We start from the raw sequence: 13,073 nt of genomic DNA, 5'->3' as shown, positions 1-13,073 counted from the left end.
TCTTTTTGCTATAGTTACTGAATGAATAATATAAACCTAGTAACAAAATGTTTTATCACAGATGATGCTGGGAGAGTTCTCATACTCAAAAGATCCGACACTGCGCGAATCAGGCCAGGGAAGTGGGATTTACCTGGAGGGATAGTTGAACACAAGGAAGATCCTAATACAGCAGTACTGCGTGAAATCAAAGAAGAGACGTCGATTGACATCAATACGGCTACCATAATACACGCATCAACTGAAGTAAGTCCTGCATATATATTAACTTTGTTCTACTCAACAAAATATTACGGCGATGCGACAGCAATTAGCCATGAGCACAGTTCTTTCGAATGGATCAATTTCGATGATTTTTATAACTTAGATTTACCAGACAAATTTAAAGTTGCTGCGAAATGTCTACTTTAAAAGTTACGAAGTACATCAACTAGGGGTAGCCAAGCTTCTTATGTTTATATACTGATGTTTCATGTTATAATAGTTTAATGAATACTATATCAAATGAACAGGGCGATATATCTCGAATTTTAATACCGTATACCGAATTCGACTCATTCGAATTGGCATATCAATTACATTCTGTAGTTGCACAAAGTACGGACTTATTATTACAAAGAAATTTAGAAGGCGTAATCGCCAGATACAGTAGATTGGACGAGGCCGAAAATAAAATACGCAAGGGTCAAGCTGAACATCGTGATCTAGGACATTTCGCAGTCGTAAATGCTGATGGCGACGTAAAAGGCTCTGCCTCTATATATCCAGGGCTTCCACTTAAAAGACAGCGGATCCCGCTACCTCCTCGAATTGCTATTAGCCCGCTTTCAAAAACGTTCGGCAATGCAAATCCGAATATACATGCATGGACGAGTGTGGACGAAGAGGAATTGCTGGCGTCAGCTTATAAAGAACTTTTACTCCAGTCAACGGGCGGCCGGCAGAGTGAATTTACTCCGAAGGCATGGACAGTAGAGCCAGCTCATTCCAGTACCGGGATACATGCGGCAATAGCTACGAGTGGACTCAAAACAATTGGACGCGGTCGGTACGATGATGGGGAAAGTAGGACTAAAATTCCGAAGATCTCGGTATTATACGCAAATGTATACAGCGAATGGGGGAGTCGGCATGGTGCAGAAAAAGAGCTTTCAAAGGGTTCAAAAAGTTTTGTTACGCTTCTAGACGAGGGTAATGACGATGTGTTATCACGGAATCCTCATGGCTAATTCGTTAGCTGTGAGGATATAAAAGTTTGAAGCACATCAACTAAGGATAGCCAAGTTGCTTATGCTTGAATGATTCTTATTGAAGCGTCTTTTTTGATATCATTCATTCATGAATAAGAAAAAGTTATTACTCATCGTTGCTGCCTTCTCCATTGTCATTATCGGCTTAGGATTCGCCGCACATAATCAACAGGCTGGTACTTCGCGCGACACGTCTGGCACGACAACTGCAGATGCATACGTAGGACTTACGGAGAAAGAAGCGGTTGCCCGAGCCGAGAAAGACAATGTCACATACAGAATCGTGCGTAGAGATAGCGAGAGTTTTACCTCTACCATGGATTATTCGGCCGATCGCATGAACTTTGAAATTGACGACGGTAGAATCACAAAAGCTTTCGCCGGCTGAGTAGATTTGCCGATGTTGGTATTTGGTACGTGAGGGCTATGGATGACGTTACCGGAAATATTAAAAATACTTACAAGTTGCGAAGTACGTCAGATAGGAGTTGCAATATTGCTTACGCTTGCATAACTCGTAATTAATGCAAAAATGAGTACTCAATGAGCGAGAGAATAAAAGCAGTAATATCTGGAAGTTTTAAATATAAGCCTGAAATAGATGAAGCTATAGACGAATTTAGTCAACAAGGCGTTTGGGTATTGGAGTCTACAAAAGGGTGGCTAATTATACCTCCGCATGAATTGAAGCATTATTCTGCACAAGGCCGATTACGGCCATTACCGACCGAAGAGAACCTAACAGCGAAACAAATTGAAGATAGGTTCCTACGAGCGATTGATAACTCCGATTTTATGTATGTCATGAATAATGAAGGCTACATTGGCGCATCGACTGCATTGGAAATAGGATATGCTTTACCAAAGGCGGTTGCGTTCTATGCTCGGGAACCATTTAATTTTGAAAGCATGAATATATACGACCTAACCATGCGGAGGGTATTGGGCGAGACATTCACTGTATTGCCGCCAGGTGATGTCGTATCGCATTATCGAAACCGATAAAGGAAATGTACTGGCGGGAGCTAACTCTACGAACTTACAGCGAATCTACAGAAAAATACTTAACTGGTCTTAGTTTGTTATAGTTATCTAATGGAAGAAATTGGAATAGAATCTACAGTATTAAAGCAAATTTTTGAAGGAAACAAGACAGTTGAAGGCAGACTGGGGAAAGCAAAATTCTTAAAGCTTAAAGTCGGTGATAGCTTGCAGCTACGCGAGGACGTATGGGAAAATGGCTCAATTATCAAATCCATCCCTAATCAGGGGATAATAAGGATCACGCAAATACTGTACTTCGTCTCATTTCGCGAGATGCTGGAATCATTAGATATCGAGTCTATATTACCTACAGTAAAATCCCTTGATGAAGCAATAGCTACGTATCATACATTTTATACACCTGAAGATGAAGCTGAATACGGTGTTGTGGCATTTACATTTAAATATAGCTAGGTTCGCGAAAACCGATCACCGAAACAGTTTCTAAAAGCTACAAGATTGATAGCTACAATCTCAGACGCTTAGTCCTCGCCAAATTGATGCGTTTCCTCGCGCACATAAATATGGTAATGTATCGGCATGTCTGAGAAAGGTAACCATAAAATATTTGATAAAAAAACCGCTCAGGCGCTAGGTACTGGCGCGATTTTGATGCTTGTCGCCAATTGCGGCCAATCAGGTGAGCAGCAAATCGTATCCGGTGTCCCGGCTCAAATCGATTATAAGCGGGCCCAGTCGGAATATGACGCGAGCAATCCGTCTCTATGGCCCACTGTCTACTATTTTGGTTTGAAGCAATGCATCTCAGATATTGAGAGCGTCAAAAATGGATTGACGGTTAATCGCCCCTCTTTCAATCTAGATACTCATACTTCCGATCCTGGTTGCTTTGTGAAACGCACGGAAGTATCCGCGTCGACATACAACAAATTCAATGAGAACGCTACGATTGTTTTTAGCGGTAAGACAGGAGAGCCCATAGGCCCTATCGGCTAGAAGAGTTTGAAATATATTGATTAAGAGCAGCAGCTCATTATTTTCAATCGCTGTACGCATTATAAGCAAAGCTACCGGCATAGTGCCGACGCACAACATCGGTTGGTGCCGCAGGGTCAGCCCTCAGACCTGGAGGAGTTGAATTAACAATCTCGTCGATGCTTCGATGGTAGTACCAACGGCAGCACAGCAACATAGGCTGCAGCTTGCTATACTATACCTATGTCGTTTCAAGCATACTTAGATAATATCGAAGCAAAAACCGGGAAAACGCCGGATGATTTTATAAAGCTCGCTCAGAGTAAGGGCTTTGATGACCCCTCAGTCAAACCAGCCGAAATCGTGAGCTGGCTCAAACAAGATTTTGGACTCGGGCATGGACATGCCATGGCCTTAGTCCATGTCATAAAACATGGTCCTAAGATAAGTGACAAACACGTGGGCAGTCAGGGCAAACACTGCGATGAAACAGATACGCTGCGTTTAGACGGCAAAAATAAGAAGCAGTCTGCACAAAATACATAAAGTAATTTTTTGACAGTCACATCATTACATAGTACAGTAACGTTATGATGGACAGAGAACCTCTTCGATTATTCTCTGGACAGCCTCTTATAGCCGTCAATGGTGAAGTCGTAGAAAAAAGAAACATAGCATACTTACAGTTTGCCGCTGAAGAATTAAATGCATTACACGGCATAGAGCAATATACCGTCAGAGTTGCTCAGTCCCCGGAACACGAAATTGGATTAGAGCATCGCCCGGACTTAGGTCTTGTAATAGTCGCGGGTAAATGGGCTACGCATAACACAGCTAACTTATCGGAACTCGTTGATCGAGCCGAAGCCATCAAAAGAGATTTAGGCGATTTAGATATAAAGTATTAGGTAGCTCAGATTATGTAAGTGCGGTGGGCTTAAATTATTAGCTCTCGTAGCACTGGCGCCCATTATGCGTTACGACTCTATTGAGTCTTTAGTTTGGGATGAGCGATTCGTTACCCATCATCAACTCTTCGACATCTGTACCTGGTGTTTTGATAGCTCTAAGTGTGTCAACGAGCGTATATCGAACGTGTTGCTGCATTGTATCCTGTATCCGCGGCGATAACCCGTCAAACCACTCGGCACTAACCGGCAAACTATGCACGCCTTCAGTCTGCACTTCACGGGCACAGACGCCTAGTATCATGACTGGTCGAGTCTCCTCTGAGGCGTGCGTAGTTCCCCGGTGCAGGGTCAGCGGTGTACGTACCTGAATATCACCCAGCTTTCCCATACGCTTTTGTGTTGTATCATCAGTAAAATAATCATAATACCGCTTGTAGACAAACATGCCTCTCGCAAGCATAAATTCCGGCTCTTCCATAAACTGCGTGCCGGGAGCAATCTCGAATGGTCCCATGTCTGGCTTGACGTCCTTTAATGTAACGTTAAAGGCTAAGGCGTCTAATCTGCCTCCGTCCTTTGTAACATTAGGAATTGGAAAATCACGATGCCATGGTTGATTTTTGGCACCCTGCGACGGCTCGTCAAATCCAAGCTCGACTATTTGATAATCATGACCAAGCACCGCCTCGCTGACTTCCGTTATGTAAGGGTGCGTTATCAACTCAGTAAACATTGAAATTTTTTCTGGACGAGCTGGAAACCATATACGATTTGGACCGCGCCCTTTGGTGATTTTGGCATCTTTGGCTTGCTGCAATTCCGCACCATATTCCTCAAGCAGGCGAGGACCGGACTGCCTGTCGAACGCACCACGTAGGCTTGATACGCCATCGCTGTATAGTGTTTTCATTTCGACTTTGGGATCAAACACTGGAATTTCATGACTCATATATAATAATCCTTGAATAAAGTAAACGGTATTATACTATACAATCTATTTTTTGTAAATATACGTTTTGTTTTAATAATACGGTAAAAATGCGATACGCCTATACTGCATACACGCAATCGCAGTCTACAGAACGGTGGCAATTCTGAACTTCGCCTGGTACATACGGAGCAATTCAGCTACTATGTTTATAAGGCGTGCTGGGAAGTCTGGTCAGCGATCAATTAAGTTCGACTGGACAACATCTTGCACAGTAAAATCAAAAATATAGCTCAAGCATTCCATCCTGCGCAGCTATCGGCTCTCGCGACGTATTTACTGAAGGACGAAGCAATAAGCGGGAAGTTAATACTCGGAGCCACCATTCTGGCATTGATTGCTGCCAACACTGCGCTACGGACAGCCTATGACGGCTTATGGAATATGCAGCTCAGCATAGGAGTGGGCGACTGGGTTCTATCAAAAGACCTACGCCACTGGATAGACGAGGGGCTGATGGCAATTTTCTTTCTGGTCGTCGGGCTGGAACTAAAGCGGGAACTTGTCAAAGGTGAACTGCGCAGACTAAAGACAGCATCATTGCCGTTTGCAGCAGCGCTCGGTGGTATGGTTGTGCCAGCAGTACTATATTTAATAATTACCCGCGGGACTGGGGCAAGTAACGGCTGGGCTATACCAATGGCTACAGATATTGCGTTTGCGGTCGCCATATTAGCTTTTGTCGGTAAGGGCATACCGGCTTCGATACGTCTGTTTTTATTAACACTGGCAATCGTAGACGACATCGGCGCGGTTGTCATCATTGCTCTCTTCTACAGCTCTGGCATTAACCTATATATGCTCGGCATTGCTGCTACAATCGCTCTACTTTTTGCGGCTCTGCATACGTACAGATTGCTGTCGATGCCGCTGTTTGTAGGTGGTAGCATACTGCTTTGGCTGGCAGTGGAACAATCAGGCATACACGCCAGTATTGCCGGGGCGGTCATCGGGCTGCTGGCACCACTAGCCACTCGCAAAGATGAGCACGAATCTATTGCTGAACGGCTTGAAAAACGCACCATACCGCTATCTACACTGATCGTTGTTCCGCTCTTTGCGTTTGCTAGTACTGGGATAGCATTTTCGCTCGATATATTTAGCGACAGCAGAACTGCCCCGATTGCCGGAGGGATTATACTTGGTCTCGTAGTCGGTAAAGTTCTCGGCATCGTCGGCGCTTCATGGCTCATGATACGCTTGAAAATATCCGAGCTGCCGAGCGGGTCGAGCTGGAATCATGTCATTGGTGTCGGGCTGCTGGCCGGAATTGGATTTACGGTGTCGATATTCGTAACAGAACTTGCCTTCGAAGAAGAGCAACTCATACAAGCAGCCAAAATCAGCATCTTTATAGCCTCAGCTATCAGCGGTGGGCTCGGCATTGTTGCACTGAAGTATTTTGCGAAGAAATAAATTGGGCCCGGTATATAAGTAGGTGCGCGTGCCCAGCAACTCGTCAGTAGTCGTGAACGACACGCACGCTCAATCATTCAAATAGATAATTTGACATAAATTATTTACGTAGTATTATAGGCTTATGTCACAAACACCAGAATCGTCTACCGTTTCCCCAAACAACGACGGCCGAAATGATAACCCCGATCAATGGGCAATGCCACAATTAGACCGCGGTCGACCCAAAGTATTCTGGTTTCATGGAATAGTAGTTGAAAAAAAGGGTTTACTGGGCGCGCCTAAAACTGATATCAACCTTGTCATCGACAAGGATTCAGAACTTCCCAAAAGGACCGCCATAAACGTTGCTGAGATATCTCAAATCATAGACTTAGACTTACGATATGCCCTGCGTGCGCAAGCGGTCGCTAATGCGATGAGGCAAGTAAGGGATAGCGTTCTAAATCCTCAAGTAGGCAATATAGTTTCGATTGCCGCGACCGACGAAGGGCTTGATAGTAGATTACTGCACGTGACCTACAGCCCATTGACCAGCCCCGATCAAGACCCGTTTATACAAAGTATCAACCAGTTTAATCCGAACAACGTTCAGTAAACAAGTGATCTACGCGGTGGGTGTACGCTGCGAGCGCTTTTGGCAGCTCTACTCAAATTATGCTAGTACGGGCAATCTTTAGTGATGCTCTTCGACTGGACTGGTTCGCCGTCGAGCACGTAGGCGTGCGTGGCCCAGTACGGTATGCTCTCGGCATTTTCGTATTTGCTGCCGGGGCGGGGTGGGCTGAGCCGGCCGATCCACGTATCGATCAGTTCGTACTCATCATCAGTATTTTTTTGAAGTATCAATGTGACGTGCTGTGTCGGCTTTGGCTTGGCGTTTTTGACGAACCGGGTGTAGACATCGTCTTTGAGCTTCTGGGCATATATAACGGTATCCGTATCGGAAGTTTCGACAATAGACTCGTGACCAACCGGCCGGCCCATATCCTGGTCAAACTGCAGCTCGTTTCCGGTAATAACCGTGCGTTCGACCAGCTCCTTTAATAAATTCAGCAAATAGGGTTGGCGTGAGATTTGATTAGCTGCCTGGGAACTTATGAGATCAACATATACCGTGACGCCATTATTGGTTTTGCCGATGACGTGTTTCATAGAAAAGCTTTCCGAAAGTGTATACGAGGATCGTATGGTTTCTTATGTCTCTAGTATACGCTCGTTTTGCCAAATTGCCTAATCATGTCGAGGTATGCATCTATAGCCAGCTGCATACAATAAATCCGGTGCTAACAAAAACATTCATGGAGTATAACTTATGCAGGCAATTAAGAACCTATCGCCGCTTAATTGTGCCTGGTATAAAACCGAGCAAGTTTTAGTCTTTGCTGCGATTCGTATTCTGTCACAAGCGCTGAAATTTTTGCTTCCATAGTAGTAGTTCCTCACAATCTACACCACATTGTCGTGCATGCAATAACCGTAAGCTATGAGAATTCTTACAATAATACGAATACAGCTCCAAATTGGGTTTTGCATGCTTGGCTTGGCACCGTATCATAGTGATATATGAAATTCTTAGACTCGGCGAAGAGTGCCGTCGATACATATCAGCAAAAACATGCCGTTTTAGCCTTTTCAGTCGCTGTCATCAAGCGTTACGGTGATGACAAGGCAGGACGGCAAGCTGCACTCATAACCTACTATGCTTTCTTGGCTTTATTCCCGTTGCTGCTAGTATTTATTACCGTTCTCAGCATAGTCGCCAGCGGTGATCCCGAACTCCAAAAACGCATTAGTGGTGAAGTATTTCAATATTTTCCGGCGATGAGCTCAAGCATACAAAACAGCGTGCACACCCTTAAGGGCAGCGGCGTCGTACTAGCCCTAGAAATCCTTGCACTACTGTACGGTGCCCGTGGTCTGGCGGCGATGCTGCAGGAAGCCTTCAACAACGTTTGGCATGTCGACAAACAGCACCGGCCGAATTTTGTCGGTGACAACTTACGCAGCTTTGCCATGATGTTTTCTGTCGGTATTGGCATTATCATCGGTACGGTTGTCAGCTATGGGCTTAGCAGCATCCTCGATATTGGCATTATTGGCGCTATACTCATAACAATCGTCAACTTGGCGATTGTATTCGGCTTGTTTCTCGTTGTATTTCGGCTGGGTACATCAAACCGCATTAGGCTTCACTGGCTGGTGCCCGGAGCCTTGATAGCTGCCAGCGGACTATTGCTCGTACAGCATTTTGGTACCCGCATTATGTCGCAACAGCTGCCGAAACTGAATGATAGCTACGGCTCATTTGCCCTGACACTTGGCATAATGTTTTGGATATACATACAATCGCAGATTATTATTTATGCGCTGGTTATCACGGCAGTACGAGCCCAGAAGGATTGGCCGAAACCGATGTTTGATGATACATCAGACACATAAGAGCTAGTTAACGCCTGTTACTTCGTCGAAGGATCATTCGGCGCGAACCGCGTCGTGCAGTGCATACAGCGCGACGCTTTGACGGGTATTTCTCCGTAGCAGGCTGGGCAGCTGCGAGTAGTTGGGTCGGCAGTTTTCTTGGCTCGTTTGCTGATTTCCGTCAAATGATTAAGCGGCTGTACCACGAAGAAAAAGACGACAGCAGCCGTTAGTAGAAAGCTAATGAAGGCATTGAGGAAATGCCCGTATGGAAAACTAGTGCCGTTTAGCTGAAATGCGTATTTTGCGAAGTCGTGTGAACCCTGAACAGATGCAATCAGCGGCGTCAGAAAGTCCGTTACAAAGGCAGTAACCACCGATGTAAAGGCAGCTCCGATGACGACCGCTACCGCGAGATCGACGACATTGCCACGCAGCACAAATTTTTTAAATTCCTGAAACATATACACTCCTCGTTTAAACTATATTGTAGCAAGCGCAGGACCAGAAAATCTACAGCAAGCGTTTTTCAATCAGCCGGAAAGCTACGATGCCGGGAATGATTGGCAGCCAATAGGACAGGCCACGGTACAAAAATACAGCAGCCAGTCCACTGGCCGGAGAAACGTTGAACGCCACCATGCCTGCCAGCAAGCCAGCTTCGACGCCGCCTATACCTCCCGGAGTCGGCACCGCAGCGCCGATAGCCGTACCGAGCGACAAGACGAGCAGCGCCGCTGGCCAATCGAGCGAACCGTGAGCAGCTGATACGGCCAGGCTCAAAGCCAAGACATTACAGCTCGTGGCTATCATATTACATAGCAGTGCTTTGACTGTACGGCTATTGGGACGAAGATAGACGCGGAGTGCATGCCAGGTCGCCCGAACAAATGCCATCAGGCGCCGCAGCAGATCCTGCCGAATGAACAAAAACAGACACAGGCCAGCCACAATGCCCGCAGCTATAATCAGGACTGCACCTGAAGCATTAAGACCGTTAAACTGCCTGATGTACGATGGATGTAGCAGTACGACAGCTATCAGTAAAATACTATTACCGATAAACCCGACGAGGTTATTAGTCGCGACAAGCGCAGACGAAACCGGCAGCGTGTGACCCTGCTTTTTATAGTAGGCTGCGAATAGTCCCAGCCCGCCCAGGCCAGCCGGTAGCAACCTGTTGGTAAAGCCCGATGCAACCTGGACGGCCAGTGTCGCCCGGAACTGCAGACGCCGGATCGCTAGAGCTTGGTAGCTGAGCGCAGCAGCGACGTAGCTGACAATAATTGCCGCCAAGGCACAAAGTGTTTGCACGACATCAGCTTGCCGCAGCGCCGTCAGGCTTTCGGATACACCGCGCAGCTGCCACCCAAATAGATACAATACACCCCCAAAGATGACTATATTAATGAGTAGATTACGCTGCATTGCCAGGTGATAGGGACGATGCTTAGCAGGCGGAGTGCGTGTAGCCATGATTGACTACAGTATACGTGCTTATGCTTTATTGTGCAGCTATCAGTTTTTAACTACGGATACACCTGAATTCTGAAAACTGCCGATGACGGCCTTATTTTTTTGGAAACCGCATCCGCTTGGTGTGTTCGAGATTGTCTTCAATGAGAATTCGGTTAATGCGGATCAAGTCGGCGATGATATTCAACACGAGGCAGAGAAACGCGCCGGTCAGGAAGATAGAGCCGACTATCAATGACTGAAGATGGCCGCGACCCGTATCATTAATTAACGTTAAGTACACGTAGCGGGCAAACGGCACGAGTCCAAGCAACAATAAGCTTAGGCCGAGGGTTCCGAACACCATGTACGGCCGATACATAATGTAGGCCCGGATAATGGCCATCGCCGACTTAAGCACGTGCTCAGGCGTGGACCGGAATAGACGGGATTCGCGCAGCTTTGGATTGGTCGTTACCGCAATGCTAGTTATAGCCAGCCGCTTGGTACCGGCCTGGATGATTGTTTCCATGCAGTAACTGAACCGTGTAATCGTATTGAGCTGCATCAGCGACTCACGCGAGTAAGCCCTGAAGCCACTGGCAGCATCCGGCAGATCAGTGCCGGCGGCTTTATTGACGACCTGACTGCCAACTTTTTGCAAAAATTTCTTAAAAGCCGAGAAATGTTCGATTGTATGCGTTTGTCGGTCAGCAATGACAATGTCGGCTTCGCCGCGCAGTATCGGCTGTACCAGATCCTCGATGCGGTCTTGCGGATACTGATTGTCGGCATCGGTATTGACGACGATATCGGCACCGAGCTCCAAGGCACGGTTGACGCCGTCGTGGAACTGCCGGCCGAGGCCGACATTACGCCGGTGCAGCACAAACTCTTTGACCCCGTGTTTGCGGGCAACTTCGACAGTCCGGTCGGTCGACCCATCGTCCATGACAAGAACCGTAATACTATCAATACCTTTGATTTTTTTGGGTATGCTTTTGAGGACGATCGGCAATGTCGCTTCTTCGTTATAGCAGGGGATTTGAATGACTAATTTCATATGCAGTTGTGTTTAACTATATGTATTATAACATAAACTCGTTAATGATGCACTATCCGCTTTAGTGTGCCCTGAGCCAGCCAGTTGGCTCGTGCCGCCACTGAACTCTGCTGCCAGTACCATGAGGGGTTGCTGCGGACGATCCAGCCAGTTATACCACCGCCCTGCAAGAATAGCAGTAGGGTCACGATCACAAGCGCTGACTTAAATTTCGCTACTTTGTAGTGATTGAACGCAGCAGAAATTCCGATTGCGAGCGCCAGCAGCAGTACCGGATACATTGGCACGAGATAACGGCCATGTATCGCCACTGCCTCGCCGGTATGCAGATACATCGCGAAATTTTGGATAAATAATACCGCCAAATAAAATACCGAGATCAGTAGCGTCAGGCGAAGCCCGGCATTGTTCCAGATCTGGCGCCAGAAACGCGCCGCACAGAGCGCACCTAGGCAGACAATAGTCCAGGCAGTGTAATTAGCAATTGTCAGCGGCGGAACTGGCGCGTAGGTCACCTTGCCCGATGGTTCAAAATAACTGGTGATCGAGAACATCGTTTCGTAGACAGTTCGGTGTACCCACACGGCTGGATAGACCGCGATACCCTGCAATGTCGGCTTTGGATAGGTCGCCGCAAACAGGTGATCCCGTGCCCATGGTGAGTAGGCTTGGCAAGCATCAATGCTTAGTACTTTGTCACACTTCGGCACTGGTGCCTGATATTGGACCAGATTGACACCATAGCGCTCGACACAGAGGCCAAGCATAATTACTGTCACGGCGGCGAGCAGTACCAATTTGAGGCGGTCTGACCGGGGCGGTACTGCAAATACTGACGCGCGCGCATCATCTGCCGTTCGCAGCGTTCGCCAGCGACGAAAAATAATAAAACCGGCGATGACGGCGGCGGCAAAAAATAACGGCGCAAACGGGAATTTGACGATACTACCAATAGCCCCCACCAAAAGTATCTGCAAGACAACGACGACTGGCATAGCTCGGTTCGGCTGGCCAGCGCCGTATACCTGGTGATAGAGTCGAACAATATACAAAAAGAGCAGGCCAGTCAGGTACACCATAAAATTATCATAATTAATCTGTGCTGCCAGCAGCGGTACGACGGGCAGCAAAACAAAAAACAGCAGCACCGTATTTGTTAATGCACGGCCAATGCCAAGCTCCTGAAACAGCTTGCGGTAGACGTACAGCGCGGCTACAAAAATACCGATGTTGATAAACCGCAGCACAATAATTTGAGCAGTCGCACTTGATGTGATATCCGTCAGCAGCCGGTAGGGAAAGCTCATGATGTAGTGATACAGGTACGATGGATCACGTTCCAGCGCTCCATAGATAGCCGGACCGGCAGGCTGTTCGGTAAAAAATGGCAGTATCTGCCGCGTATGCAGCTCGATGAGGCCGAGATGATAATTCTCGTCAAACGCCTGAGGATAGCGGGCAGTCAGGGCAATCCAGGCCGCCTGGATAACCAGCAAGCCGACTATGCCGTAAAAAAACTTGCGGGAGCGCAAACAGCGCAGCACCAGCTGAGAGACAGCATCAAACATACGAGATGCTGGCGTCTTTCC

General features: G+C 47.0%; 17 protein-coding genes. 11 read left to right on the top strand and 6 right to left on the bottom strand.

Going from position 1 to position 13,073, the window contains the following annotated elements; genetic code table 11:
• The first annotated feature begins 21 nt into the window (after positions 1-21).
• From VF575_01435 to VF575_01400, 8 genes are all read left to right on the top strand, one after another.
• Positions 22-411 (top strand): NUDIX domain-containing protein, encoded by a 390-nt coding sequence (locus VF575_01435; protein ID HEX8182246.1) that lies wholly within the window; start codon positions 22-24, stop codon positions 409-411.
• A gap of 77 nt (positions 412-488) precedes the next feature.
• The gene (locus VF575_01430) at positions 489-1,229 is read left to right on the top strand and encodes a hypothetical protein (protein ID HEX8182245.1); all 741 of its coding nucleotides are present in this window, start codon (positions 489-491) and stop codon (positions 1,227-1,229) included.
• A 109-nt stretch (positions 1,230-1,338) separates the two neighbouring features.
• The gene (locus VF575_01425) at positions 1,339-1,638 is read left to right on the top strand and encodes a hypothetical protein (protein ID HEX8182244.1); all 300 of its coding nucleotides are present in this window, start codon (positions 1,339-1,341) and stop codon (positions 1,636-1,638) included.
• Positions 1,639-1,793: 155 nt separating this feature from the next.
• Positions 1,794-2,255, top strand: coding sequence for a hypothetical protein (locus VF575_01420; GenBank protein ID HEX8182243.1), 462 nt, complete (start codon positions 1,794-1,796; stop codon positions 2,253-2,255).
• 90 nt (positions 2,256-2,345) lie between these two features.
• A complete protein-coding gene (locus VF575_01415) occupies positions 2,346-2,708 on the top strand; it encodes an ASCH domain-containing protein (protein ID HEX8182242.1) in 363 nt (120 codons plus the stop codon).
• A 126-nt stretch (positions 2,709-2,834) separates the two neighbouring features.
• A complete protein-coding gene (locus VF575_01410; protein ID HEX8182241.1) occupies positions 2,835-3,251 on the top strand; it encodes a hypothetical protein in 417 nt (138 codons plus the stop codon).
• Between the two features lie 222 nt (positions 3,252-3,473).
• Entirely contained in the window at positions 3,474-3,776 is a 303-nt protein-coding gene (locus VF575_01405; protein ID HEX8182240.1) for a DUF4287 domain-containing protein, read from the top strand.
• Positions 3,777-3,820: 44 nt separating this feature from the next.
• Complete coding sequence (locus VF575_01400) at positions 3,821-4,138, top strand: hypothetical protein (protein ID HEX8182239.1); 318 nt, start codon at positions 3,821-3,823, stop codon at positions 4,136-4,138.
• A gap of 88 nt (positions 4,139-4,226) precedes the next feature.
• On the opposite strand, the gene VF575_01395 is transcribed toward VF575_01400, so the two are convergent.
• Positions 4,227-5,090 (bottom strand): phytanoyl-CoA dioxygenase family protein, encoded by an 864-nt coding sequence (locus VF575_01395; protein ID HEX8182238.1) that lies wholly within the window; start codon positions 5,088-5,090, stop codon positions 4,227-4,229.
• Positions 5,091-5,336: 246 nt separating this feature from the next.
• Between VF575_01395 and nhaA the strand changes: the two genes are divergently transcribed.
• Positions 5,337-6,545, top strand: coding sequence for a Na+/H+ antiporter NhaA (nhaA, locus tag VF575_01390; protein ID HEX8182237.1), 1,209 nt, complete (start codon positions 5,337-5,339; stop codon positions 6,543-6,545).
• Between the two features lie 124 nt (positions 6,546-6,669).
• Complete coding sequence (locus VF575_01385) at positions 6,670-7,143, top strand: hypothetical protein (protein HEX8182236.1); 474 nt, start codon at positions 6,670-6,672, stop codon at positions 7,141-7,143.
• A 62-nt stretch (positions 7,144-7,205) separates the two neighbouring features.
• Here the strand turns inward: VF575_01385 and VF575_01380 are convergent, their stop codons facing one another.
• Entirely contained in the window at positions 7,206-7,700 is a 495-nt protein-coding gene (locus VF575_01380) for a hypothetical protein (protein HEX8182235.1), read from the bottom strand.
• A gap of 411 nt (positions 7,701-8,111) precedes the next feature.
• On the opposite strand from VF575_01380, the gene VF575_01375 reads away from it, so the two are divergent.
• Positions 8,112-8,987 (top strand): YihY/virulence factor BrkB family protein, encoded by an 876-nt coding sequence (locus VF575_01375; GenBank protein HEX8182234.1) that lies wholly within the window; start codon positions 8,112-8,114, stop codon positions 8,985-8,987.
• A 17-nt stretch (positions 8,988-9,004) separates the two neighbouring features.
• Here VF575_01375 and mscL read toward each other — a convergent pair whose 3' ends face one another.
• The 4 genes from mscL to VF575_01355 all read right to left on the bottom strand — a co-directional run bounded on the left by mscL (position 9,005) and on the right by VF575_01355 (position 13,052).
• On the bottom strand, positions 9,005-9,430 hold the full coding sequence (gene mscL / locus VF575_01370) for a large conductance mechanosensitive channel protein MscL (GenBank protein ID HEX8182233.1): 426 nt from the start codon (positions 9,428-9,430) through the stop codon (positions 9,005-9,007).
• Between the two features lie 49 nt (positions 9,431-9,479).
• On the bottom strand, positions 9,480-10,442 hold the full coding sequence (locus VF575_01365; GenBank protein ID HEX8182232.1) for a lysylphosphatidylglycerol synthase domain-containing protein: 963 nt from the start codon (positions 10,440-10,442) through the stop codon (positions 9,480-9,482).
• A 94-nt stretch (positions 10,443-10,536) separates the two neighbouring features.
• Positions 10,537-11,484 (bottom strand): glycosyltransferase family 2 protein, encoded by a 948-nt coding sequence (locus tag VF575_01360; protein HEX8182231.1) that lies wholly within the window; start codon positions 11,482-11,484, stop codon positions 10,537-10,539.
• 41 nt (positions 11,485-11,525) lie between these two features.
• A complete protein-coding gene (locus tag VF575_01355; protein ID HEX8182230.1) occupies positions 11,526-13,052 on the bottom strand; it encodes a hypothetical protein in 1,527 nt (508 codons plus the stop codon).
• Positions 13,053-13,073: the final 21 nt, after the last annotated feature.

It is taken from the genome of Candidatus Saccharimonadales bacterium (assembly GCA_036388415.1).
GTDB lineage: Bacteria > Patescibacteriota > Saccharimonadia > Saccharimonadales > UBA4665 > UBA4665.
Note: the sequence above shows the minus strand (reverse complement) of the source record. Positions and strands in the feature narration are given on the sequence as shown.